Annotated in this window: 23 protein-coding genes and 1 tRNA gene; 7 read left to right on the forward strand and 17 right to left on the reverse strand. The window is 67.1% G+C overall.

From position 1 onward, the window contains the following. Nucleotides 1-65: 65 nt before the first annotated feature. The 3 genes from N5I32_RS05995 to N5I32_RS06005 all read left to right on the forward strand — a co-directional run bounded on the left by N5I32_RS05995 (nucleotide 66) and on the right by N5I32_RS06005 (nucleotide 1659). Nucleotides 66-758, forward strand: coding sequence for a corrinoid protein (locus tag N5I32_RS05995; protein WP_261494482.1), 693 nt, complete (start codon nucleotides 66-68; stop codon nucleotides 756-758). Between the two features lie 113 nt (nucleotides 759-871). Then, the gene (locus tag N5I32_RS06000) at nucleotides 872-1036 is read left to right on the forward strand and encodes a hypothetical protein (protein ID WP_261494483.1); all 165 of its coding nucleotides are present in this window, start codon (nucleotides 872-874) and stop codon (nucleotides 1034-1036) included. Next, entirely contained in the window at nucleotides 1033-1659 is a 627-nt protein-coding gene (locus tag N5I32_RS06005) for a DUF1638 domain-containing protein (RefSeq protein ID WP_261494484.1), read from the forward strand. Before N5I32_RS06000 ends, N5I32_RS06005 begins: the two co-directional genes overlap by 4 nt. A 6-nt stretch (nucleotides 1660-1665) precedes the next feature. Here N5I32_RS06005 and N5I32_RS06010 read toward each other — a convergent pair whose 3' ends face one another. Beyond that, nucleotides 1666-2082 carry a PACE efflux transporter gene (locus tag N5I32_RS06010; RefSeq protein WP_261494485.1) on the reverse strand — a complete coding sequence of 139 codons (417 nt, stop codon included), beginning with the start codon at nucleotides 2080-2082 and terminating at the stop codon, nucleotides 1666-1668. A gap of 8 nt (nucleotides 2083-2090) precedes the next feature. Then, entirely contained in the window at nucleotides 2091-2516 is a 426-nt protein-coding gene (locus N5I32_RS06015; protein WP_261494486.1) for a SufE family protein, read from the reverse strand. Nucleotides 2517-2636: 120 nt separating this feature from the next. Here N5I32_RS06015 and N5I32_RS06020 point away from each other — a divergent pair, with 120 nt between their 5' ends. Then, on the forward strand, nucleotides 2637-3113 hold the full coding sequence (locus tag N5I32_RS06020) for a hypothetical protein (protein ID WP_261494487.1): 477 nt from the start codon (nucleotides 2637-2639) through the stop codon (nucleotides 3111-3113). A 34-nt stretch (nucleotides 3114-3147) separates the two neighbouring features. Here N5I32_RS06020 and rnd read toward each other — a convergent pair whose 3' ends face one another. From rnd to purM, 3 genes are all read right to left on the reverse strand, one after another. Further along, nucleotides 3148-4302, reverse strand: coding sequence for a ribonuclease D (gene rnd / locus N5I32_RS06025; protein WP_261494488.1), 1155 nt, complete (start codon nucleotides 4300-4302; stop codon nucleotides 3148-3150). Nucleotides 4303-4461: 159 nt separating this feature from the next. Continuing rightward, nucleotides 4462-5052, reverse strand: a complete 591-nt coding sequence (gene purN, locus N5I32_RS06030) for a phosphoribosylglycinamide formyltransferase (protein WP_261494489.1) — start codon at nucleotides 5050-5052, stop codon at nucleotides 4462-4464. After that, complete coding sequence (gene purM / locus N5I32_RS06035) at nucleotides 5049-6095, reverse strand: phosphoribosylformylglycinamidine cyclo-ligase (RefSeq protein ID WP_261494491.1); 1047 nt, start codon at nucleotides 6093-6095, stop codon at nucleotides 5049-5051. Before purM ends, purN begins: the two co-directional genes overlap by 4 nt. Before the next feature lie 141 nt (nucleotides 6096-6236). On the opposite strand from purM, the gene N5I32_RS06040 reads away from it, so the two are divergent. Beyond that, nucleotides 6237-6312, forward strand: a tRNA-Ile gene (locus N5I32_RS06040). Between the two features lie 286 nt (nucleotides 6313-6598). On the opposite strand, the gene N5I32_RS06045 is transcribed toward N5I32_RS06040, so the two are convergent. Beyond that, entirely contained in the window at nucleotides 6599-7375 is a 777-nt protein-coding gene (locus tag N5I32_RS06045) for a gamma-glutamylcyclotransferase (RefSeq protein WP_261494492.1), read from the reverse strand. Beyond that, nucleotides 7375-7569 carry a hypothetical protein gene (locus tag N5I32_RS06050; protein ID WP_261494493.1) on the reverse strand — a complete coding sequence of 65 codons (195 nt, stop codon included), beginning with the start codon at nucleotides 7567-7569 and terminating at the stop codon, nucleotides 7375-7377. Before N5I32_RS06050 ends, N5I32_RS06045 begins: the two co-directional genes overlap by 1 nt. 172 nt (nucleotides 7570-7741) lie before the next feature. Between N5I32_RS06050 and N5I32_RS06055 the strand changes: the two genes are divergently transcribed. Continuing rightward, nucleotides 7742-9697 (forward strand): AfsR/SARP family transcriptional regulator, encoded by a 1956-nt coding sequence (locus N5I32_RS06055; RefSeq protein WP_261494494.1) that lies wholly within the window; start codon nucleotides 7742-7744, stop codon nucleotides 9695-9697. 126 nt (nucleotides 9698-9823) lie between these two features. On the opposite strand, the gene N5I32_RS06060 is transcribed toward N5I32_RS06055, so the two are convergent. The 9 genes from N5I32_RS06060 to N5I32_RS06100 all read right to left on the reverse strand — a co-directional run bounded on the left by N5I32_RS06060 (nucleotide 9824) and on the right by N5I32_RS06100 (nucleotide 18224). Continuing rightward, nucleotides 9824-11224, reverse strand: coding sequence for an FAD-binding oxidoreductase (locus N5I32_RS06060; protein ID WP_261494495.1), 1401 nt, complete (start codon nucleotides 11222-11224; stop codon nucleotides 9824-9826). Continuing rightward, the gene (locus tag N5I32_RS06065; RefSeq protein WP_261494496.1) at nucleotides 11224-12156 is read right to left on the reverse strand and encodes a 2-hydroxyacid dehydrogenase; all 933 of its coding nucleotides are present in this window, start codon (nucleotides 12154-12156) and stop codon (nucleotides 11224-11226) included. The genes N5I32_RS06060 and N5I32_RS06065 overlap by 1 nt, the downstream gene beginning before the upstream one ends. A gap of 9 nt (nucleotides 12157-12165) precedes the next feature. Then, nucleotides 12166-12879, reverse strand: coding sequence for an HpcH/HpaI aldolase family protein (locus N5I32_RS06070; protein ID WP_261495942.1), 714 nt, complete (start codon nucleotides 12877-12879; stop codon nucleotides 12166-12168). Nucleotide 12880: 1 nt separating this feature from the next. Continuing rightward, a complete protein-coding gene (locus N5I32_RS06075) occupies nucleotides 12881-13567 on the reverse strand; it encodes an RraA family protein (protein ID WP_261494497.1) in 687 nt (228 codons plus the stop codon). Nucleotides 13568-13642: 75 nt separating this feature from the next. Beyond that, nucleotides 13643-14737, reverse strand: coding sequence for an ABC transporter ATP-binding protein (locus N5I32_RS06080; protein ID WP_261494498.1), 1095 nt, complete (start codon nucleotides 14735-14737; stop codon nucleotides 13643-13645). A 68-nt stretch (nucleotides 14738-14805) separates the two neighbouring features. Next, a complete protein-coding gene (locus N5I32_RS06085; RefSeq protein WP_261494499.1) occupies nucleotides 14806-15840 on the reverse strand; it encodes an ABC transporter substrate-binding protein in 1035 nt (344 codons plus the stop codon). 37 nt (nucleotides 15841-15877) lie between these two features. Then, nucleotides 15878-16705 carry an ABC transporter permease gene (locus N5I32_RS06090; protein WP_261494500.1) on the reverse strand — a complete coding sequence of 276 codons (828 nt, stop codon included), beginning with the start codon at nucleotides 16703-16705 and terminating at the stop codon, nucleotides 15878-15880. After that, nucleotides 16702-17559, reverse strand: a complete 858-nt coding sequence (locus N5I32_RS06095; RefSeq protein ID WP_261494501.1) for an ABC transporter permease — start codon at nucleotides 17557-17559, stop codon at nucleotides 16702-16704. Before N5I32_RS06095 ends, N5I32_RS06090 begins: the two co-directional genes overlap by 4 nt. Then, a complete protein-coding gene (locus tag N5I32_RS06100) occupies nucleotides 17559-18224 on the reverse strand; it encodes a GntR family transcriptional regulator (RefSeq protein ID WP_261494502.1) in 666 nt (221 codons plus the stop codon). The genes N5I32_RS06095 and N5I32_RS06100 overlap by 1 nt, the downstream gene beginning before the upstream one ends. An 88-nt stretch (nucleotides 18225-18312) precedes the next feature. Between N5I32_RS06100 and N5I32_RS06105 the strand changes: the two genes are divergently transcribed. Continuing rightward, a complete protein-coding gene (locus tag N5I32_RS06105) occupies nucleotides 18313-19863 on the forward strand; it encodes a gamma-glutamyltransferase (RefSeq protein WP_261494503.1) in 1551 nt (516 codons plus the stop codon). A gap of 219 nt (nucleotides 19864-20082) precedes the next feature. Here N5I32_RS06105 and N5I32_RS06110 read toward each other — a convergent pair whose 3' ends face one another. After that, nucleotides 20083-21564: a LuxR C-terminal-related transcriptional regulator gene (locus N5I32_RS06110; RefSeq protein ID WP_261494504.1), complete on the reverse strand. Its 1482-nt coding sequence runs from the start codon at nucleotides 21562-21564 to the stop codon at nucleotides 20083-20085. Between the last annotated feature and the right edge of the window lie 101 nt (nucleotides 21565-21665).

A 21665-nucleotide genomic window follows, 5' to 3' on the forward strand; every position in this document is an offset into this window, starting at 1 on the left:
CAAACCGCCAAGTTGCCGCGGGGGTTTGGACGCATTAACGGGCCAAGGGTGCCAAGGAGACACACATGGCCGACGACGACATCATCCTTTCCGAGCTCGACGACGAAGAGCTTGTGCTGCAGATGCATGACGACCTCTACGACGGTCTCAAGGAAGAGATCGAGGAGGGCGTGCGCATCCTTCTGGACCGCGGCTGGGCCCCCTACGACGTTCTGACCAAGGCGCTGGTCGCGGGCATGACCATCGTGGGCGCCGACTTCCGCGACGGCATCCTCTTTGTCCCGGAAGTGCTTCTGGCCGCCAACGCGATGAAGGCCGGCATGGCGATCCTCAAGCCGCTTCTGGCCGAGACCGGCGCGCCCAAGGTCGGCAAGATGGTGATCGGCACCGTCAAGGGCGACATCCACGACATCGGCAAGAACCTTGTCGGCATGATGATGGAGGGCGCGGGCTTCGAGGTCGTGGACCTGGGCATCAACAACCCGGTCGAGAAATACATCGAGGCGCTGGAGCGCGAAGAGGCCGACATCCTCGGCATGTCGGCGCTCTTGACGACGACGATGCCCTACATGAAGGTCGTCATCGACACGATGAAGGAAAAGGGCATGCGCGACGATTTCATCGTGCTGGTCGGCGGCGCGCCCCTGAACGAGGAATTCGGCCGTGCCATCGGTGCCGACGCCTATTGCCGCGACGCCGCGGTGGCGGTGCAGACGGCGAAGGACTTCATGGCGCGCAAGCACAACTCGCTGGCCTGACAGGGCGCTCTGCCACGTCTTCCGGGGCCCCGCGGCGAACGCTTGCGGGGCCTTTCGATTTGCGGGGGTTTCGCCGCCCTGCCCCGCGCCCTACATGGGAGAAGGAGGTTCCGATGCACTGGCGCTACCTGACCCTGATCCTGTCTGTCCTGCTCGCCGCGGCGCTGACCGTTGGGGTGGCGGCTGCGGTCTTCGGGGGGGATGGTGCGGGCCTGCCCGCATGGGCGCTGGCGGCGGTGCTGGCGATCGCTCTCCTTCTCCGCCGGGTGGCGCGATGATCCCGGCGGATGGCGAGCTGACAGAGGCAGGGCTGGCGGCGGAGGGGCGCGGGCGCATCCTCCTGATCGCCTGCGGGGCGCTGGCGCGCGAGATCCTCGACCTCAGGGCCGCGAACGGCTGGACCCATCTGGACCTGACCTGCCTGCCTGCGAAGCTGCACCTTTATCCCGACCGCATCACCGAGGCGGTGACCGAGGCGGTGGCGAAGCATCGCGCCGACTACGACGGTATCTTCGTCGTCTATGCCGATTGCGGCACCGGCGGGCTCTTGGAACAGCGCTGCCGCGAACTGGGCGTCGAGATGGTCGCCGGCCCGCACTGCTATTCCTTCTTCGAGGGCAACGACACCTTCGCCGGGCGCGAGGAGTTCACCGCCTTCTACCTGACCGATTTCCTCGTCCGGCAGTTCGACGCCTTCGTCTGGAAGCCCATGGGCCTCGACCGGCACCCGGAGCTTCGGGACATGTACTTCGGCAACTACGAAAAGCTTGTCTACCAGGCGCAGACCGACGACCCGGCGCTCGATACCAGGGCGCGGGACTGCGCCGCGCGGCTGGGGCTCGCCTATGAGCGGCGGCTGACCGGCTATGGCGACCTGGCCACGACGCTGGCCCGCCTTTGATCCGGCTCAGCGGTCGGGCAGCGGGAATAGCACGTCCCAGGCCCAGTTGAAGGCATAGGCGTAGACCAGGTAGAATCCGACAAAGCCGAGGTCCATCGCCAGGGCCTGCCAGAGCGGTATGCCAAGCTGCCAGGCGATGTAGGGGACAAGGACCAGCACCAGACCCGCCTCGAACAGGACCGCGTGCAGCATCCGGTCCGCCTGGGTCTTGGCGACCCGGCCCGCCAGACGCAGGAGCGCGTGGTCGAAGACGAGGTTGTAGGCATAGTTCCAGCCCGTCGCGATCAGCGAGCTGACAAGCGCGACGAGGCCGATGGAATGGACCGGCAGGCCCATGACAAGGGCCCCGAGCGGGGTGACCAGCAACAGCCCGATCACCTCGAACGCGACGGCGTGGCGGATGCGCTCGGCGCGGCTGCGCATGGCGGACCTCAGCCCGCCGACTCGGCGGCCAGCTTGCGGATACGCTCGACCATCGCCCGCAACCCGTTCGAGCGCTGGGAGGACAGATGCTCGTTCAGACCCAGCCGGCCGAGTTCGGCGGGGGCCTCGACCGCCAGCACCTCGCGCAGGGTGAGGCCGGAATAGAGCGCGTGCAGGATCGCGATCAGCCCGCGCACGATCATCGCGTCGCTGTCGCCCTGGAAATCGAACCGCGCCGACGGCCCCTGCCCCTCGATGCGCGGCAGGAGCCAGACCTGGCTCGCGCAGCCTTCGACCTTGGTGGCGGGCACGCGGAAGGCCTCGTCCAGCGCGGGCATCGCACGGCCAAGCTCGATCACATGGCGATAGCGATCCTCCCAGTCGTCCAGGAATTCGAAGGTATCGGCAATCTCCTCGAAGGCGGCGCTGGCCATGGTCGTCTCTCCTCGCTGGCCCATCAGGTAGTCGCTCCGCCGCCGAAGGTCCAGCCGTCCGGCCCCTTTTCACGCCCCTTCAGATCGGCTACCCAAGGACAACGAACGAGGGAGCCCCCGATGCGAAAGCCCGCCGTCCTCATCATGACCCTCGCGGTCGCGCTGTCCCTGGCAGGCTGCGCGCGGGTGCGCGACAGCAAGCTCAACCCCTTCAACTGGTTCGGCGGATCGGAGGAAGGCCCGGCGCAGGTGGTCGAAACCGCGAGCGGCCGCCCCAACGACCCCCGCGTCCTCGTCGCCGAAGTGGTCACGCTGGAGGTGGCGCAAACCCCGGAAGGTGCGATCGTGCGCGCCAACGGCCTGCCGCCCACCCAGGGCTGGTGGGAGGCCGAACTGGTGGCCGAGAACGACGGAAAGCCGGTCGACGGCGTGCTGACCTACCGCTTCGTGGTGGCCCATCCCGTCGGGGCAAAACCCGCCTCGACCCCGCAATCGCGCGAGGTGACCGCCGCAACCTCACTCTCGAACATCGCGCTGGCCGGCGTGCGCCGCATCGTCGTCGTGGGCGCCAGCAACAGCCGCAGTTCGACGCGCTGAGGCGTCAGACAGAGGCCGCGGGCGGCCCCCGTCCTCACACCTGCACGACCCGGACCGCGCCGCCCTTGGCCGACAGCGCGATTTCGCCGCGGCAGAGGCGCAGCGCGTCTTCGCCGAAGACCTCGCGCCGCCAGCCCTTCATCGCCGGCACCTCGCGGCCGCCGGCGGCGATCACGTCGAGGTCGGAGGAGGTGGCGATCAGCTTCTGCGCCACGCCCGCCTCTTCCGACTTCGCCTTGAGAAGCACGCGCAGAAGATCGGCAAGCGCCGAGTCGACCTGAAGCTGCTCGCGCCCGTTGTCCGCCTTCGGGAAATCCTCCGGCCGCGCCTCCATGCCCGCCTTGACCGCGGAAAGGATCCCTTCGGCGACGTCGGCCCGGCGGCCTTCGCGCAGCAGGAGCCGCGAGCGGCCCAGTTCCTCCACGTTGGCGGGGCGGGTCGAGGCCAGTTCCAGCAGCGCGTCGTCCTTGAAGACGCGCGCGCGCGGCACGTTGCGGGTCTGGGCGTAGTCCTCGCGGAAGCGGGCAAGCTCGCGCACCACGGCCAGGAAGCGGCCCGAATGGGTGCGCGTCTTCACTCGCGTCCAGGCATCCTCGGGCCGGGTGATGTAGGTTTCGGGATCGGTGAGGATGGCAAGTTCCTCTTCCACCCACTTGTGCCGCCCGGTCCGCGTCAGTTCCCTGTCGAGAAATTCGTAGATCACCCGCAGATGGGTGACGTCGGCCAGCGCGTAGGTCTTCTGCGCCTCGCTCAGCGGCCGGTGCGACCAGTCGGTGAAGCGCGATGTCTTGTCGAGGTTTTCGCGCGCGATCTTGCGCACCAGCGTCTCGTAGCCCACCTGTTCGCCGAAGCCGCAGACCATCGCGGCCACCTGCGTGTCGAAGAGCGGCCTGGGAAACACCTTGCCCTCGACGAAGAAGATCTCGAGATCCTGGCGCGCGGCATGAAAGACCTTGACGGTCGCCTCGTGCCGGAAGAGGTCGTAAAGCGGCTCCAGCGACAGCGACCCGGCCAGCGGATCGACCAGGACCGCCTCGCCCGTCTTGCCGGGAAGTGCAAGCTGGATCAGGCACAGCTTGGAATAGTAGGTCCGTTCCCGCAGAAACTCGGTGTCGACGGTGACGTAGGGTTGGGCCTTGGCGACCTCGCAGAAGCGGGCAAGGTCCTCGGTCGTCGTGATGGTCTTCATTCGCGTCCCGTCTGGCGCGGGCTCATCCCGCAGGTCCGCCAGTGATAGAAACTTGCGGGCGGGTTGAAAAGCCAAACTGCATCGGTGTCACGGAACTGTGGCCGATGGGGCGCAATGCGGGGGATGCCGCCCGATTGCGCACCGCCGCGAAACGGCGCATCAGTCCAGAAGGACCGGGTTCCGGTCGCCTTCCGCGAAGCGGCGCAGGACCGCCGGATAAAGCCGGTGTTCGGCCGCCAGAACCCGCGCGGCCAGCGTGTCTGCGCTGTCGCCCGGCAGCACCGGCACCCGCGCCTGACCAAGGATCGGGCCTGCGTCCAGGTCCGCCGTCACCTCGTGCACGGTGCAGCCCGCCTCGGCGTCCCCGGCATCGAGCGCACGCTGATGGGTGTGAAGGCCGGGATACTTCGGCAGGAGCGAGGGGTGGATGTTCAGCATCCGCCCGGCGAACCGCTGCACCAAGCCGGGCGTCAGCACGCGCATGAAGCCCGCAAGGCACAGGATGTCGGGCCGCGCCGCAAGGATCGGCTCCAAGAGTGCGGCCTCGAAGGCGGCGCGGTCGCGGCCGAAGGGGCGGTGATCCACCGCCGCCGTGGCGATGCCCATGGCGCGCGCCTTCGCCAGCCCGCCCGCGCCGGGATCGTTCGAGGCGACCAGAACCGCCCGCGCCGGGTGGTCGCCGGTCATGCTTTCGACCAGCGCCACCATGTTGGAGCCACCCCCGGAGATCAGGATGGCGACGCGCTTCACAGAAGGCGCCCGGCGTAGCGGACGCCCTGCCCCGGCTCGACCCGGCCGATCACGGTCACCGTCTCGCCCGCTTCCTCCAGCGCGGCGGTCAGCGCCCCGGCCCGGTCGGCGGCGGCCACGACGATCAGGCCGATGCCGCAGTTGAAGGTCTTGAGCAGTTCCGCCTCCGCCATGCCGGCGGTCCCGGCCAGCCAGCGGAAGACCGGCGGCAGCGCCCAGGCGCCGAGGTCGATGCGGGCGCCCAGCCCCTCGGGCAGGACGCGCGGCAGGTTCTCGGTCAACCCGCCGCCGGTGATATGGGCCAGCGCGTGAACGCCGCCGGCGCGGATCGCGGCAAGCGCGGGTTTCACGTAAAGCCGCGTCGGCGCCAGCAGTGCCTGCCCCAGCGTACCCTCGCCGAAGGGTGATGCCGCATCCCAGGACAGGCCCGAAATCTCCACCACCTTCCGGACAAAGCTGTAGCCGTTCGAATGCACCCCGCTGGAGGAGAGGCCCAGAAGGACGTCGCCCTCCGCCACCCCCGAGGGCAGGTCCTGGCCACGTTCCATCGCACCGACGGCAAAGCCTGCAAGGTCGAAGTCGCCGCCGTGATACATGCCCGGCATCTCTGCCGTCTCGCCGCCCACCAGCGCGCAGCCCGAGGCGGCACAGCCCACCGCGATCCCCTCGATGATCCGCGTCGCCTGATCGACGTCGAGCTTGCCGGTCGCGAAGTAGTCGAGGAAGAACAACGGCTCCGCCCCCTGGCAGACAAGGTCGTTCACGCACATCGCCACAAGGTCGATGCCGATCGTGTCGACGTTGCCGGTGTCGATGGCGATGCGCAGTTTCGTGCCCACCCCGTCGGTCGCGGCGACGAGGATCGGGTCGCTGTAGCCGGCCGCCTTGAGGTCGAAGAGCGCGCCGAACCCGCCCAGCCCCGACACCGTGCCGGGCCGCCCGGTGCGCTTCGCCGCCGGCTTGATCCGTTCGACCAGTTGGTTGCCCGCGTCGATGTCGACGCCGGCATCGGCATAGGTGAGCCCGTTCTTCTCGGCGGCCATCGCGCCCTCCCCTGGGATTGTCGCGCCCCCGATAGACGAATGCCACGCCGCTGTCCACGGGTCCGCCCCGTCCGCCCTGTCCGCCGCCGCGATCCAGCGCACTTGACCCCCGCTCGCGCCCCGCCTAATCAGGTCGCGGCCGGGCCTGTAGCTCAATGGTCAGAGCAGGGCGCTCATAACGCCTTGGTTGGGGGTTCGAGTCCCTCCGGGCCTACCAGACTATCCTATTGATATTAAAGAAGACCCCTGCAGTTGCGGGCTTTCTTTCGTGCTGCGGCCACAGTTCCGGCAACAAGCCGCAGGCGGGCATGGCTGGCGAGATCAGGCATCTGGTGACTCGTTCCGGGCGCCACCGCGCGCGCGCGGTGGCGCCCGAAAGACCTTGGAAAGATCGTCCGAAAGACCGAGTTGCGAATGTCGCCCGGTGGCGACTGCCGTCAGGCGGTCAGGCTGTTGCCCGGTGCTGTAGCGCACCTTCTGCGCCAGATCACGCTCGCCGAACATCAGCGGACGGGACGCAAAGTTGCCGCCGGCGCCGCCCGATCCAGCGCGCTGGTCCAGGCGAAACTGCGGCCGACCCGCGATGAGATGGCGGCCGCCACCAGTTCCTGCAGCCGCCAGAGGTGCGGATCGCAGATGTCGTGCGAAAGAAGCGCTGTCACGGTGTTGAACAGGTATTCCGCCCCCGAGCCCGCCGATCCGCAGGCCCGGGACAGTATCTCGGCGACTTCATGCTCGCACCGTTCGGGCGTGCCGGTGACATCGTCGGGCTCCGCATAGAAGCAGAGCGCGCGGATCGGGCCGCGATCTGAAGACAACGTGAGCTGTCGCAGCGCGGACAGACCCACCGGCCCGCCGATCTCGCGCTTGAGGAGATCGGTCATCAGGCGCTGACGATCTTCACCGTCAAACCGCTGCGCAATCCCGGAGCAGCGCCCACCCCTGCGCAGAGCCATCATGAGCCCCGGCTGTTCCGGCGTTCCGCGCCAGCTTCGCATCTCGATGCAAAAGGATCGGTGCCACCCCTCTGCGGTGCATTGGCGCTGCTCTACCGGTTCGGCCACCGGCTTCCAGAGCAGAGACCCGTAGGCGAAGACCCAGATCGGATCGCCACCGAGGCTGGCAAGAACATCCAGAGCGGCCCTGTCGTAATCGTCGTCGCGAAAGGCCGGTTGGTTGGGATCGTCAGGGGGCCGAGGAACCTCGCGGTGGCAAAGTGCAACCAGTTCGGGGGTGAGCGCCATCCGGTCCAGCGCAGCAAGGGGATCGTGACAGGACATCAACGGCCCCTGCAGACATAATCGAGATACTGGCGCGCGCTGTCGCTGTGGAGGCTGGCGAGAAGTGCCTGCTCCAGCCTGCTGTCGATGCCGCGACAGGGATCGACATCGCCCCCGTCGAAAAACGCGCCTTCGGGGGCGCCGGACATGGAAAGGGAGAACAGTCTTGCGAGACTTCTGATGAGCGTCTTCATCGGGCACCTCCGCCGGGAAAGCTCTATCGCTTCCGTTTCAGCCTGAAGGATCGCCGTGAATCGAGCCGGGTGACTTTCGTGAAAGCTCCCTGAAAAAGTTGGTTACGAGCGCGCCGGAACGTGAAAAGACTGTGAAATCGCACCGCCCCGAGCACCACCTCAGGAACGCAAGATGCGACGCTTTCGGCTTGATCTTCTCGGAGGGTTCTCTCTGGCCACGTCCGAGGGCGCTGCGTTGTCCCTGGCGACGCGAAAGGATCGACAGCTGCTCGCCTTCCTCGCGCTTCAGGGCGGGCGGGCGCAGTCGCGTGAAAGGCTCGCATCTCTTCTGTGGGCGGACCGCGCGGAGGCGCAGGCGCGCGACAGCCTGCGCCAGTCGCTTGCCGCGCTGCGCAAGATTTTCCGTGCAGCAGGAACGAACCCTCTTGCCGGCGACAAGACGACCGTTGCACTCGACCTTTCCGAAGTGGCCGTGGACGCGATCGAGTTCGCGGAGGGCTGCGCGGCCACGCTCTTGGGCCGCGACATCGCCGAGCTTTATCGTGGGCCGTTTCTGGACGGGATGGACGCCTCGACGCCGGAGTTTGACCGCTGGGCAGTGCAGGAACGCGCGCGGCTCGACGGGTTGGCGGAACGGCTCGTGACGGCGGCGTCCATCTCGGTTCTGCCGGAGGCGGACAGGGACGGCGCCATACGACTGGGACAGAAACTCCTGAGCCAGGACCCGTCGCTCGAATCCGTCTATCGGGCGCTGATGAGGATGAGCCAGGCGCGCGGCGATCGCGCGGCGGCCCTGAAGCTCTACGCGACGTGCCGCAGCGTGCTGCGCGACGAACTGGGTGTGGAGCCGGACCGCGATACCGAAGACCTGTATCGCGACATCCTCACCGGGCAAGGCGGCGCCACTCACCCCGGCGGCGTCTCTCCGGCAGCTTCCGCGACAACGGCAATCGCGATCCAGGTCCACGACGACCGACCGTCCATCGCCATTCTCCCCTTCCGGAACCTGACGGGAAACGACCGGCTGAACTTTCTGTGCGAGGGGCTGGCGGAGGAGATCGCGACCGGCCTGGGCCGGTTTCGGTCCGTCTTCGTCATCGATCAGTACAGCTCGGCCGCGGTTGCAGCCGTGACCAGCGACACGGCCGAAATCGCCCGGCGCCTTGGTGTGATGCTGCTCGTTCATGGAAGCATCCAGGCCAGCATGTCACGATTGCGGATTACAGTTCGCCTCGTCGATGGCGCCAGCCGCGCGCAGATTTGGAGCGACGGATTCGAATGCGAGACCGGCGAGGCGATGGCCATTCCGCAGCAGATCGCGGCGGCAATCATCATGACCATCCAGAACCGGATGGAAGATACCATTGCCGAGCAAAGCCGCCGGAACCCGTCACCGGCGGCCTATGAATGCGTGCTGCGCGGCATAAAGCATCTGCGCGGCTACGCACCGGATGACAACGAGAAGGCCACGGAGCTGTTTCGCGAAGCGTTGCGGCTCGATCCCGACCTGGCGCTGGCCCAAGCCTACCTCGTCTTCGCGGAGGTTGTGAGCAACGACTACGACGCGGCGCCGAGGTCGATCCTGCTCGACTGCAGGGCGCGGATGGAGCGCGCCCTTTCCCTCGACCCGGAAGACGGCAGGATCAGATGGCTGTTGGCCAGCGTCCACGGACTCCTCCGTGAGTTTGACGACGAGAGGCGACACATCGAACGCGCGCTGCAGATCAATCCGAATGATGCCAATGCCAGAGCGACCTACGGCGCCATTCTGGCAGATGCGGGTCAGTCCGACGAGGGTATCGCCATGATCCGCGAGGCGATGCGGCTGAGTCCCTTCCACCCCGAATGGTATTGGGTGTTGTTGGGCGACGCCTTCTTTTCAGCACGACGCTACGAAGACGCGATCGAGGCCTACAAGCGCAGGACCGGCCTCAAGATCCGGTGGTTGACGCGTCTTGTCGCCTGCTATGCGCATCTCGGACGCGATGCGGAAGCGCGTGAAGTCAAGCGGCGCATACTGGAGCAGGATCCGGACTTCAGGATCTCCTCCCTTCGGCGCGGCGCCTGGTCGGAGACGGCCATCGAAAACTGGAAGGATGGGATGCGAAAGGCCGGACTGCCGGAATAGGCTCGTTACGGCGCGACACCGGATCTCGCGGCAAGGCCGTTCTGCGACACGGTCTTCAGGCCGACATCCGGCCGCGAGATGGGGCAGTCCGGGCCACGAGCCTCAAGTCGACGCGCCCCGACGGCGTCACTTTGGTGGCGAGAACACCGGAATCGCCTTGCCGGGATTCATTAGGCAGTTCGGGTCGATCGCGCGCTTGATGCCGATAGCAAGGTCGCGCCCGGTCCTCGGCGTCAGGCGGCACCATTCGTCAAGCCGATACTGCCCCAATCCATGTTCGGCTGATATCGAGCCGCCTGCCTCTGCGATGAGGTCGTGAACCATGGCGGTAATACCCGATGCACCCGCAGGGGGTGTTTCACCGAGGATGACATTCACATGCAGGTTCCCGTCGCCGAGATGCCCGAAGATGTTCAGCCGCGCCGCCGGGGCCAGTTCGGCAAGCCTTGCGCGGACGCTGTCCAGAAAGGCCTCCATCCGACGGAGCGGCAGCGACACGTCGTGCTTGAGGCTCTTGCCGCAGCGGGATTCGGCTTCGGTGACATGTTCACGCAGAGCCCAGAGCGATTGGGCCTGCTGCTCGCTTGCGGCCAGCGTGCCGTCCTGCACCAGCCCGGCCCCGAAGGCGGCTTCCAGAGTGGCCTCCATTGCACCGGCAAGCCCGTCCAGTGACGACGCCACTTCAACCAGGAGGAACCAGGCGCCGTCCGCTACCGGACAGGCAAGCCCGCAGCGGGTTTCCACCAGCCGCATCGCCTCGGCGGAGATCAGTTCGAAGGCCGAAAGCGTTTCGCCGATGCGGTCCTGAAACAGCCCGAGTAGACGGATCGCAGCCGGCAGGTCCTGCACTGAGAGGAGCGCGACGGAGCGGTGGCGGGTCGCGGGGGTCAGGCGCAGGACGGCGGCCGTGACGATGCCGAAGGCGCCTTCGGAGCCGATGAAGAGGTGCTTCCAGTCGAAGCCCGCATTGTCCTTGCGCAGCGGTTTCAACCCGTTCGCCACCGTGCCGTCGGGCAGCACGACCTCCAGCCCCAGCGCGAAATCCCGCGCCATGCCGTAACGAAGCACGTTGAGCCCCCCGGCATTGGTTGAAATGACGCCGCCGATGGTCGCGCTGCCCTCGGCCGCCAGACTGATCGGCAACTGGCGACCGCAGCCGGCCGCCACCTCCTTCACCCGTTGCAGGATGGCGCCCGCCTGCACCTCGACCACCATGCCGATGGGATCGGGCGTGCCTATGGCCGTCATGCGCGCGAGCGACAGCACGACCTGCGGCCCTGTGCCCATCGGCGTTGCCCCGCCCGCAAGGCCGGTGTTACCCCCCTGCGGCACGATGGCGACGCCATGTTGCGCGCAAAGGCGAACGGCGGCAGAGACCTGATCGGTGCTGCCCGGACGCAGGACGGCCAGCGCCGGGCCGGAGAACATCCGGCGCCAGTCCGTCAGATGGGGCGCCATCTCGGCGGGGTCGGTGACAAGGCCGGCCGGGCCAAGGCACTGGCTGAGGCCGTCAAGGAACGGCTTCATCAGTAGCCCCGTTCGGCGTCCGCCACAGCCTCGCAGGTGCCGGTCGCCTCGAAGGCGCGAATGTTGGCGGCGATGACCGAGGCCCCGGTTTCCGCGTCGATCATCGAGGCGATGTGGGGTGTGACGCGGATCTTCGGATGCCGCCAGAACGGGTGATCCGCCGGCAGGGGTTCGGTGCGGAAGACATCGAGCGTCGCGCCGCCAAGTTGCCCGCTGTCCAGCGCCGCCAGGAAGTCGGCCTCGACCAGATGCCCGCCGCGTGCCGCGTTGATCAGCCGCGCCCCGCGCGGCAGGCGGGCGAAGAGATCGGCATTCAGGATGTCGCGCGTCTGCGGCGTCAGCGGCAGAAGGCAGACGAGGATGTCGCAGCGGTCGAGAAAGGCGGGCAGCCCCTCGGCGCCGGCGAATACGGTGACCCCCTCGACATCGCCGCCGCTGCGCGACCATCCGGCAGTGTCGAAGCCCAGCATCGCCAGTGTCTGCGCACAGGCGCGGGCGATGTTGCCCAGCCCCATGATGCCGACCCGCCGCCGGGGCGCGATGGGCGTCACGATCTGCTGCCAATGGGCGCGTTGCTGGTTGGCGTCGGTCACCGAAAGGTCGCGGTGATGCGTCAGGACGTGCAGCGCCACGTATTCGCGCAGGCGCTGCACCATGTCGGGGCCGGTGGTGCGCAGGATCGGCAGGTGGCGGGGCAACTCGGGGTCGCGCAGGACGTGGTCGACCCCGGCGCCGATCGAGACGACGGCCTTCAGGTTGGGGAAGGCCTTGATCCGGCCGGCGGGCGGGGCCCAGACGACGGCATAGTCCACCGCCGCCGGATCGCCCGGATCGTCGAGGTCGCGGATTTCGAACTCGGGCAACAGGCCGGAGAGAAGCTCTACCCACTCCTGCGTTTCCTGGGCATCCCCCAGATAGACGACGATCGACATGGTCCCCCCTCAGGCCCGAAGCCCGGATTCGATGCCCGTCCAGAGCGCGCCGTATTCGTCGACCGTCACCTGCCAGGCCGAACCGAGCGCGCGGGACAGATCCCGTTCCGCCTGCGACCATGCCGGCATGATCCAGGGCTTGCCGGCGGCCTTCGCGGCCGCGGCGATGCGGCGCAGGTCGTCGAAATCGGCTTCGGTCTTGGCATAGGCCCCGCGTCCGCGCGAGAGCGACAGGTCGGAGGGGCCGACGAAGAGGCCATCCACCGTCGGAAGCGCCAGGATCGCCTCGACATCGGCCAGCGCCTCGGCGCTTTCGATCATCGGCAGGCACAGCGTTTCGGCGTCTTCGCGCGTGTAGTAGTCCTGCCCCACGGCATCATACCGGGCCGGGCGCGTGCCCGAGAAACTGCGCAGCCCGTTCGGCGGGTATTTCGCGGCGGCGGTGACACGGCGGGCATGTTCGACATCGCCGATATGGGGAATGATGACGCCATGGCAGCCCATGTCCAAGGCCTGCTGGATCGGGATGGTCTCGGGCCCCAGCACCTTGGCATAGACTTTCGCCCCGAGCGCGCGGATCAGCGCGATCAGCTTGTCGGTGCCGTCGAGGTCGAAATAGCCATGCTCGATATCCAGCACGAAGCGTCGGCAGCCGAGCGTGGTGGCGATTTCCACCAGTTGGTGATGCGGTGTCGACAGCCAGACCGCGTTCTCGGAAAGCATCTCAGACACCGGATCCCTCCATTCCGTTCTTTGCCAGCATCGACCGGATGTCGATCAGGTCCTGCAGCATCTCGCCCTTCCGCAACCTTGCGATCCAGTCGCCTTCCTCGGCCTGGTCGGCCAGGGCAACCTCGATCAGCCTGCCCAGCCGCCGGGGTTCGATCACCACGACGCCGCAGTCGTCGGCCAGGACGGCATCGCCGGGGTTGACAGCCACGCCGCCGATCGAGACCGGCACGTTGAAGCCGCCGCCCAGGTTCAGAAGCTTGGTCGTCACCGCCGAGGTGTCGCGCGCCCAGGTGGGCACACCGGCCTCGCGGATCGCGGCGGGGTCGGTGACGGCGCCGTCGATGACCACGCCGGCAAGGCCCCGGATCTTCGCCACCGTCGCCATGAAGCCGCCCCAGCAGGCCTGCTTGTGATCGCCCACCCGGTCAATCACCAGCAGGTCGCCGGGCCGGACGCGGTCCATGGCGTGGTAAAGCAGGGTCGAATCCGGGCCGGATATCTGCACCGTGACCGCGGCACCCGCGACCCTTGGCCCCACGATCAGCGGACGGATCGCGGTATCGACAAAGCCCGTGTGCAGGTAATGGCCAAGTGTCGCGGCCTCGACCCGGACCAGTTTCGCGGTCGTCTCGGCATCAAGCTGCGGGGGCAGCGTTTCCAGGCGGTAAATGTCGGTCATCGCTTGTCCTTGTCCTGTCAGCGGCTGAAAAGCCGCAGGTGTCCTGTCAGCGGCCGAAAAGCCGCAGGTGTCCTGTCAGCGGCCAAAAAGCCGCAGGTCCTGTTGCCGGAAGCCGAGCCGCCGGGTCTCGCCCAACTGGGGAACGGCGCGCCCGCTGTTCTGTTGCCGCATCACGACGCGGCTGCCGTCGGTCATCCGATAGACCATGCGCAGATCGGTCCCGATGAATTCCACGTCGGCAAGCACGCCCTCGGCGCTGTTCTCCGTCTCGCGCATGTCGTCGCTTACCCGTTCGGGCCGGATCGCCATCTGCACCTCGGCCCCCGCGACGTGGCCGTGGTTGCCCGACACGCGCAGCCGGGTTCCCATCGCCTCGACCAGGGTGACATCGCCCTCCTGCGAGATCACGCGCGCCGGGATCATGTTGGTTTCGCCGATGAAGTCGGCGACATAGGCATTCGCCGGCCGGTCATAGAGGCCCGTCGGCGTGTCAAGCTGAACGATCTCGCCGCTCTTCATCAGGGCGATCCGGTCCGACATCGACAGCGCTTCTTCCTGATCGTGGGTCACGAAGACGAAAGTGATGCCCAGCCGCCTCTGCATGGCCTTCAGTTCGGCCTGCATTTCCTTGCGCAGCTTCAGGTCGAGGGCGCCGAGCGGCTCGTCCAGCAGAAGCACCCGCGGTTCGTTGACCAGCGCGCGGGCCAACGCCACGCGCTGCTGTTGCCCGCCTGAAAGCTGCGACGGCTTGCGCGCGGCGAAAGAACCCATCTGCACGAGGTCCAGCGCCGCCCGCGCGCGTTCAAGCCGCTCGGCCCTGCCGATGCGCCGCACGGTGAGGGGAAAGGCCACGTTGTCCAGAACCGTCATGTGCGGAAACAGCGCGTAGTTCTGGAAGACGGTATGCACGGGCCGCAGATGGGCCGGGATGTTCGACACATCCTGCCCGGCGATCAGGATCTGCCCTTCGCTGGGCAGGTCGAACCCGGCGATCAGGCGCAGCGTGGTGGTCTTGCCGCAGCCCGAGGGGCCAAGCAGGGTGAAGAATTCGCCCTCGCGGATGGTCAGGTCCATGCGCCGCAATGCCGTGAAGGCCGCGAAACGCTTTTCGACCCCCTTCAGCTCGACAACAGCCTTGGGCCGTGAGGGTTCTTCAAGGGAAGGGGACATGTCTTCTGGCCTGATTTCAGGGCGGAAGACGCGCGGGGACGATCCCCGCGCGCCAGGGCTTTGATGGATCACGGGGCGGCTTTGACCTTGGTCCAGCCGTCCTGGTAGAACTTCATCGCGTCGCCGAGATCGAGGATGAAGTCCGCGTTCGCGATGGTCGCCTCATCCGGGAAGACGGCGGGGTTTTCGCCGATTTCCGCGGGAAGCAGGGGCATGGAGTCCGGCACCACGGTCGCGGTCTTGGTCAGTTCGGTTGTCTTGGCCGCGACCTCGGGGCGCAGGATGTAGGACAGGAACTTGTAGGCCGCGTCGGGGTTCGGTGCATCCGTCAGGATGCTGTAGCCGTCGATCCACATGGTGCCGCCCTCTTCGGGCAGGACATAGACGACATCGGGGTTGTCGACGATCGCCTGCAGCACCGAGGAGGACCAGCTTTGCACGATGCAGGCCTCGCCCGAGGACACGAGATCAGCAAAGTTTGTGCTGTTGTAGCCCGCCAGCAGCGGCTTCTGCGCGATCAGCGTTTCGGTCGCCTTCTCGATCTCGGCGGGGTCCGATGTGTTGGCGCTGAAGCCGTTGACCTGCAGGCCGGCGATATAGGCGGCGAGCATGTTGTCGAGCATGTAGATGCGGCCCTTGTACTTTTCGTCGAAGAGCGACTTCCAGCTGGTGATCGGCGCATCCACGCAGGTCTTGTTGTAGGCCAGCCCGGTCGTGCCCCAGACATAGGGGATCGAATACTTGTTGCCGGGGTCATAGGACACGTTCTGGAAGGTCGGGCCGATCTTGTCGTATGTCTCGATCTTGGAATGATCGAGTTCGACCAGCTTGCCGCGGTTGATCAGGATCTGGACCGCGTATTGCGACGGGTTCACGAGGTCATAGCCCGACCCGCCCGCATCCAGCTTGGCGATCATCGATTCATTGCTGTCGAAGGTGTCGAAGGTGACGTCGATGCCGGTCTCCGCCTCGAAGTCGGCAAGCACCTCGTCCGGCATCTCGCCGGCCCAGCCGTAGATGCGCAGGTCTTCTGCAAGGGCGGGCACAGCCGAGAGGAGCGCCAGGGTGGAGGCGGCGAGGCCGAGGGAAAGTCTGTGTGTCATGGTGGTCTCCTGGTTGGAAGTGGGCGGATCCGGCCGTTCAGCGCCGGTTGGTCTTGAGCATGAGGGGTAGGTATCGGCCCATGACCAACAGCAGGATGGTGACGTTGGCGAGGACCATCAGCGCGCCCAAGGCGTTGATTTCGGGGGTGATTCCAAGCTTCAGCATCGAATAGATGCGCAGCGGCAGGGTGGTGGTGCCGACGCCCGAGGTGAAGGTGGACATCACCAGATTGTCGAACGACAGCGTGGCCGACAGGATGAAGGCGGTAAAGATCGCGGGCATGAGTTGCGGCAACGTCACCATGCGGAAGGTCTGCCATTCGTTCGCGCCGAGGTCGGCCGCGGCATTCTCAAGCCGCGGGTCCAGCGAGGACGCCGCCGCCCGCACGATCAGCGTGGCAAAGGGGATCGAGACGAGGACATGCCCGATGATCAGGGTCGTGTAGCCCAGGATCATGCCGGCGAAGGACATGAACACCAGAAGCGCCACGCCCAGAACGATCTCGGGCAGGACCAGGGGGGCCGCAAGGGCAGCCCCCAGGACATCGCGGCCGGGGAACGACCGGCGGGTGATCGCCACGGCCGCGACCGAACCGATGGCGGTCGATACCGCGGCGCTGGCCAGGGCGACGATCAGGCTGACCTGAAGCGCGTCAAGGATGTTGCGGTTGCTGACCACCTTCTCGAACCACTTGAACGAGAAGCCGGTCCAGACCACCGTCGACTTGCCCGCGTTGAAGGCAAAGGCGATCAGCACCACGATGGGCAGCAGCATGAAGAGGTAGGTCAGAAGCGTGACCCAGCCCGAGATGCCATGGACGACGCGACGGACAAACCAGCCCTGTCTCCCGGAGTGCGGGGTCATTTCATCGCCTCCACCCGCCGAAGGGCGCGCATGTAAAGCAGGATCCCAAGACCCGAGAAGCCGAGCAGCAGGATCGAGACGGCCGCACCGACCGGGATGTTGCGGAACTCGAGGAACAGCTGGACGATGAGGTTGCCGAGGATGATGTCCTTGCCGCCGCCCAGAAGCACCGGGATGGCGAAGACCCCCATGGACGGCACGAAGACGAAGAGCGCCGCCGCAAGGACGCCCGGCAGGGAAAGCGGCAGGGTGACGCGGGCGAAGGTTTCCGCCGGCCCCGCGCCCAGATCGGCGCCGGCCTCCATCAGCCTGCGGTCGATCGGCGTCAGCGCGGCGTAGATCGGGAAGACCGCCATCGGCAGGAAGGCATAGACCATGCCGACCAGCGTCGCGCCGACCGTGCCCAGCATCCCGATCGGCTCGTCGATCACCCCCGAGAAGACCAGGGCCTTGTTGATCAGGCCGCCGCGCCCCAGAAGGACCACCCAGGCCGAAATGCGGATCAGGAAGTTTATCCAGAACGGGATCAGCAGCAGCAGGAGCAGCGCCGGCGCCGCGCGCCCGGCCTTGAAGGCGATGAAATAGGCGACCGGATAGCCGATCAGCAGGCAAAGCCCCGTCGTCCAGGCGGCCAGCGAGAAGGAATTCATCAGCACCCTTAGGTAGACGCCCTGCACGAGCTCCCTGTAGTTGTCCAGCGTGAAGCCCGGCAGAACCGCTCCGTAGGGGTCGCGCAGGGCAAAGCTGTAGGCGAACACGACACAAAGCGGCAGCAGGATGAACAGCGCCAGCAGAAGCACCGAAGGGGCCAGCATCAGGCCCGTCTGAAGCTGCTCGCGCCGCTCTCTGCGCATCACGACACCCTGGCCTTGTCGCGAAGCCCCTTCTGCGCAATCGCCTTGATCGGGCTGACGGTCAGGTGCGCCGTCATCGCCGCGCGCGCGGCCGCGGAATCGCGCCTGCGGACGGCATCGATCAGCAGGCGGTAGGTATCGAATTCCTCGCGCACGAAGGTGATCGGCACCTGCGAGACGTAAAGGCTGCGCACCGACAGGCCGTAGAGGGAATCGAGATAGCGCTGGGCAAACTGGTTGCCCGAGGCGCGCGCGATCAGGCTGTGAAATTCCTCGTCGATGGCGAGTTCCCAGGCGACGTTGCCCTCGCACGATTCCATCTCGGCCTCGATCTTGGCCAGGAAGGCGTCGAGGCGATCCATGTCTTGCGGGGTGCGGCGTTCGGCGGCAAGGCCCGCGATGAAGCATTCCAGTTCGCGGCGCAGTTCGTAGCCGCGCTGAAGATCTTCGGGCGTCGCGCCGGCGACGGCATAGCCCCGCCGCCCCATGGACGTCACCAGGCCCTCCTGCGCCAGCCGCAGGATCGCCTCGCGCAGGGGCGTGCGGCCGCAATCGAGCGACTGTTGCAGCGTCTTTTCGTCGAGAAGGCTGTTGGGCGGCAGTTCGGCCAGCATGATCCGCCGGCGCAGTTCGCCATAGGCCTCGTCGCTCTTGCGCTTGCTCATCCGGGAGGATCCCTTTGCCGGCTTCAATATATTGTGAAATATACTGAGTAGGCACTGTCAGGCAACCGATTCGTGAAAGGGCAAGGAAATGGCGACAGCGGCAGATCAATGGTCGACAGCGAAACGGCCGGTCCGGGGCAGTGGCGGCGTGGTCGCGGCCCAGCACATCCGGGCCGCCGAGGCCGGGGCCGAGTTGCTGGCGCAGGGGGGCAATGCCGTCGATGCCGCCGTCGCCGCCGCCCTTGCCCTTGGCGCCGTCGAGCCCTGGATGTGCGGCATCGGCGGCAGCGGCTTCATGGTCGTCTGGCTTGCCGCGGAGAAGCGCGCGGTTGCGCTGGACTTTCAGGGCGTCCTGCCCCAGGCCCTGACGCCCGACGACTATCCGATCGATCCTGGCCTGCCCGCGACCTCGATGGGGTTCCCGGCGGTCGTGAACTTCGCCAACACGCAAGGCGCGCGCGCCGTCACCATTCCCGGCGCCGTGGCGGGATTTGACCACGCCCTGCGCCGCTTTGGCCGCAAGAGCCTGGCCGAGACGCTGCAACCCGCGATCCGTCTGGCCGAGACCGGCATCCCCGCAAGCTGGTTCTGCACGCTGATGATCGCCTCCGAAATGGCGATCCTCGCCAAGGACGCGACCGCCGCCGCGATCTATCTGCCCGGCGGCGCGCCGCTGCAGCCGGGCGCGCCTCTGAAGATCCCCGGCCTCGCCCGCACCCTGCGCCGCCTGGCCGAGACCGGCGCCGAAGGCTTCTATCGCGGCGATCTGGGCCGCGACCTCGTGCGCGAACTGCAGGCGCAGGGTAACCGCATGACCCTGGACGACCTCGCCGCCTATCAGGTGCAGGAATATGCCCCGATGGAGGCGCGGCATCGCGGCGCCACCCTCTACACGCCGGGCGAGCAGAGCGGCGGCCTGCGGCAGCGCGACTTCCTGGCCCAGGTTGCCGCCAGCCTGCCGGTCCCGCCGAAGGCGCCGGATGCCGCAAGCTGGTGCGTCTATGCCGAGGCGCTGGAAGTGGCCTGGCGCGCGCATCGCGCCCGCAACGGCACCCTGGCCGAGGTCGGCAGTTCGACCTCGTCGCTGTCTGCAGCCGATGCCGAGGGCAACATGGTCGCCCTGACCTACACGCTGCTGGATCATTTCGGCGCCGGGATCACGCTGCCGGAAACCGGCCTCGCGCTGAACAACGGCGTCAGCTACTTCGACCCGCGCCCCGGCCTGCGCACCTCGATGGCGGGCGGCAAGCGGATCAATTCGTCCAACATGGTGCCCACCGTCGCGGTCTGCGACGGGCAGGCCCGGTTCGCCATCGGGGCCTCGGGCGGGGATCTCATCATGCCTTGCGTGTCGCAGATCGCGGCGCTGATGCTGGACTTCGGCCTGTCGCTGGAGGCGGCGTTCCATTCGCCAAGGCTGGACGCGTCACACCGCGGCAGCCTGCGCGCCGACCCCCGGCTGGGGGCTGCCATCCTGGACGAACTGGCGCGCCACTACACTCTGGAAGTCTCCGGCAATGTCGTGATGCCCAAGCTCTATGCCTGCCCATCCGGGGTTGCCCGCGACGGCGAGGGGCTGATCGGCATCAACGATCCTGCCCTGCCCGATGGGGGCGCCGCCGGCACGGATCGCGATTGACCGAAGATGCGCGTCAGGAGCTTGCGAATGTGAGCACCCGGCAGGCGCGCAGGGCGGATGGCGCGAACACCCAGTGGCCATCGCCAGGCAGCTTCAGGCGGAAGCCAATCGAACCGCTCGACGGAGCGCGCCGCATTGCTGCGCGCCTCCCTGCATCCTCGCGCCCGATCCGCGTCCATCCGCATCGCATCTTGCCGCTCCATCCACTCTCGACGAGCGTCAGCCATACCCCGCGACTTCAAGCCGATCCCGGAATTCCTGCATCCTGGCCGCGTCCCGGATCGGTATCCGCTCGACATCCGCAAGAGAGAGGTCCGGCAAGACCTCCCGGCTGGCATCGGCCGCGGCACGGGCCCGATCGCCGCGTCCAAGGGCGACATGGCTTGCCGCGAGCAGGAAATGCGCCAGATACCAGCGCGGCATCCGGTGGATCGCGCGTTCGGCCCAACTGATCGCCATCTCGAAATCGCCGGCCATGTAATGGGCCAGCGCAAGGCCGGAGAAGCGGAAGAAGATGCTCGGGTCGCGCGGATTCATGCGGATGGCGATTTCCTGGTTCCTGATCGCTTCATCGGTCCGCCCGGCAATGGCCAGCGCGGTACCGAGGCTGCCGTAGGCGAGCGAGCAGTTCGGGTTCAGTTCGACCGCGCGCTCCAGCGCGGCGATCCCCTCGTCCAGCCGTTGCAGGCCCCAGCAACTGATGCCGAGCGCCCAGTGCGCATATTCGTTGCGGTCGTCCAGCTGGGTGGCGCGGCGGCCCAGGGCATAGGCGGCCTCCATCGCCGGCCGCGGATCCGGCGCGAAGCCCAGGATGGCGATGTGGTGATTGATGAGCGAGAGGACCATGTTCGCCTCGGCGCTTTCCGGGTCGATCGCCAGCGCCCGCTCCAGCAGCGTCTTGGCCGAGGCATAGGCCTCGGGGGCGAAATCGTAGAGCAGGTGCCAGGACCGCATCGTCAGTTCCCAGACGGTCAGGTCGGGGCGGCTCTGCCGTTCGACCGGCTGATCGATGGTGCTGCGGTGCACGATGGTCTGGATCGAGGCGACAACCTGCCGCGTGATCGCGTCCTGCAGGTCGAAGACGTCCCGCGTCTCGCCGTCGTAGCGGTCGGACCAGACATGCCCGCCGGTCAACCCGTCGATCAGTTCTGCGGTAACCCGGACCCGGTCGCCGGCCCGCCGCACGCTTCCCTCCAGGACGAAGCGCACGCCAAGCTCGGCGGCGACTCGGCGGACGTCGACGTTCTGTCCCTTGTAGGTGAAGGTCGTGTTGCGGGCGATGATGAACAGCCAGGGCGACCGCGACAGGGCCGTGATGATTTCGGTGGTGATCGCGTCCGAAAAGAACTCCTGCCCCGGATCGTCCGACATGTTCTCGAAGGCGAGAACGGCGATCGAGGGCTTGTCGGGCCGGGGCGGCAGGTCTGTCGCGGCCTCGGCGGAGGCGTCCGCACCGATCCGCCGGCGCAGGTCCAGCTTCGTGGATACCTCGAGCTTGCGGTAGATCGTCGCCAGATGCGTGCGCACCGTCGAGGGCGCGATGCCAAGCCGCGTGGCAATGCCCTGGTAGGTGTCGCCCTGCGCGTAGGCGCGGGCGATCTCGATCTCGCGCGGGCTGAGGATTTCGTCGGGCGACACCGGGGCAAGGTTTCCGTGGCTGGGTTGCCCGATGATCGTGTTGCACCGGAGTAGATCAGGCAATCCCCCAAATGCTGTAGCGGAATACTGCAGGCGCCGGGTGTGAATTACCGCAGTTGCCGGATACCCCGATGTTCGGCCGGCGCGCATCCTCGGGTCATCTG

The sequence above is a fragment of the Albidovulum sediminis genome, assembly GCF_025380365.1.
Lineage (GTDB): Bacteria > Pseudomonadota > Alphaproteobacteria > Rhodobacterales > Rhodobacteraceae > Albidovulum > Albidovulum sediminis.

What these genes read in the sequence shown, in the direction of transcription:
- N5I32_RS05995 (WP_261494482.1), top strand. Translation starts at nt 66, where the DNA reads ATGGCCGACGACGACATCATCCTTTCCGAGCTCGACGACGAAGAGCTT.
- N5I32_RS06000 (WP_261494483.1), top strand. Translation starts at nt 872, where the DNA reads ATGCACTGGCGCTACCTGACCCTGATCCTGTCTGTCCTGCTCGCCGCG.
- N5I32_RS06005 (WP_261494484.1), top strand. Translation starts at nt 1,033, where the DNA reads ATGATCCCGGCGGATGGCGAGCTGACAGAGGCAGGGCTGGCGGCGGAG.
- N5I32_RS06010 (WP_261494485.1), bottom strand. Translation starts at nt 2,082, where the DNA reads ATGCGCAGCCGCGCCGAGCGCATCCGCCACGCCGTCGCGTTCGAGGTG.
- N5I32_RS06015 (WP_261494486.1), bottom strand. Translation starts at nt 2,516, where the DNA reads ATGGCCAGCGCCGCCTTCGAGGAGATTGCCGATACCTTCGAATTCCTG.
- N5I32_RS06020 (WP_261494487.1), top strand. Translation starts at nt 2,637, where the DNA reads ATGCGAAAGCCCGCCGTCCTCATCATGACCCTCGCGGTCGCGCTGTCC.
- rnd (WP_261494488.1), bottom strand. Translation starts at nt 4,302, where the DNA reads ATGAAGACCATCACGACGACCGAGGACCTTGCCCGCTTCTGCGAGGTC.
- purM (WP_261494491.1), bottom strand. Translation starts at nt 6,095, where the DNA reads ATGGCCGCCGAGAAGAACGGGCTCACCTATGCCGATGCCGGCGTCGAC.
- N5I32_RS06045 (WP_261494492.1), bottom strand. Translation starts at nt 7,375, where the DNA reads ATGTCCTGTCACGATCCCCTTGCTGCGCTGGACCGGATGGCGCTCACC.
- N5I32_RS06050 (WP_261494493.1), bottom strand. Translation starts at nt 7,569, where the DNA reads ATGAAGACGCTCATCAGAAGTCTCGCAAGACTGTTCTCCCTTTCCATG.
- N5I32_RS06055 (WP_261494494.1), top strand. Translation starts at nt 7,742, where the DNA reads ATGCGACGCTTTCGGCTTGATCTTCTCGGAGGGTTCTCTCTGGCCACG.
- N5I32_RS06060 (WP_261494495.1), bottom strand. Translation starts at nt 11,224, where the DNA reads ATGAAGCCGTTCCTTGACGGCCTCAGCCAGTGCCTTGGCCCGGCCGGC.
- N5I32_RS06065 (WP_261494496.1), bottom strand. Translation starts at nt 12,156, where the DNA reads ATGTCGATCGTCGTCTATCTGGGGGATGCCCAGGAAACGCAGGAGTGG.
- N5I32_RS06070 (WP_261495942.1), bottom strand. Translation starts at nt 12,879, where the DNA reads ATGCTTTCCGAGAACGCGGTCTGGCTGTCGACACCGCATCACCAACTG.
- N5I32_RS06075 (WP_261494497.1), bottom strand. Translation starts at nt 13,567, where the DNA reads ATGACCGACATTTACCGCCTGGAAACGCTGCCCCCGCAGCTTGATGCC.
- N5I32_RS06080 (WP_261494498.1), bottom strand. Translation starts at nt 14,737, where the DNA reads ATGTCCCCTTCCCTTGAAGAACCCTCACGGCCCAAGGCTGTTGTCGAG.
- N5I32_RS06085 (WP_261494499.1), bottom strand. Translation starts at nt 15,840, where the DNA reads ATGACACACAGACTTTCCCTCGGCCTCGCCGCCTCCACCCTGGCGCTC.
- N5I32_RS06090 (WP_261494500.1), bottom strand. Translation starts at nt 16,705, where the DNA reads ATGACCCCGCACTCCGGGAGACAGGGCTGGTTTGTCCGTCGCGTCGTC.
- N5I32_RS06095 (WP_261494501.1), bottom strand. Translation starts at nt 17,559, where the DNA reads ATGCGCAGAGAGCGGCGCGAGCAGCTTCAGACGGGCCTGATGCTGGCC.
- N5I32_RS06100 (WP_261494502.1), bottom strand. Translation starts at nt 18,224, where the DNA reads ATGAGCAAGCGCAAGAGCGACGAGGCCTATGGCGAACTGCGCCGGCGG.
- N5I32_RS06105 (WP_261494503.1), top strand. Translation starts at nt 18,313, where the DNA reads ATGGCGACAGCGGCAGATCAATGGTCGACAGCGAAACGGCCGGTCCGG.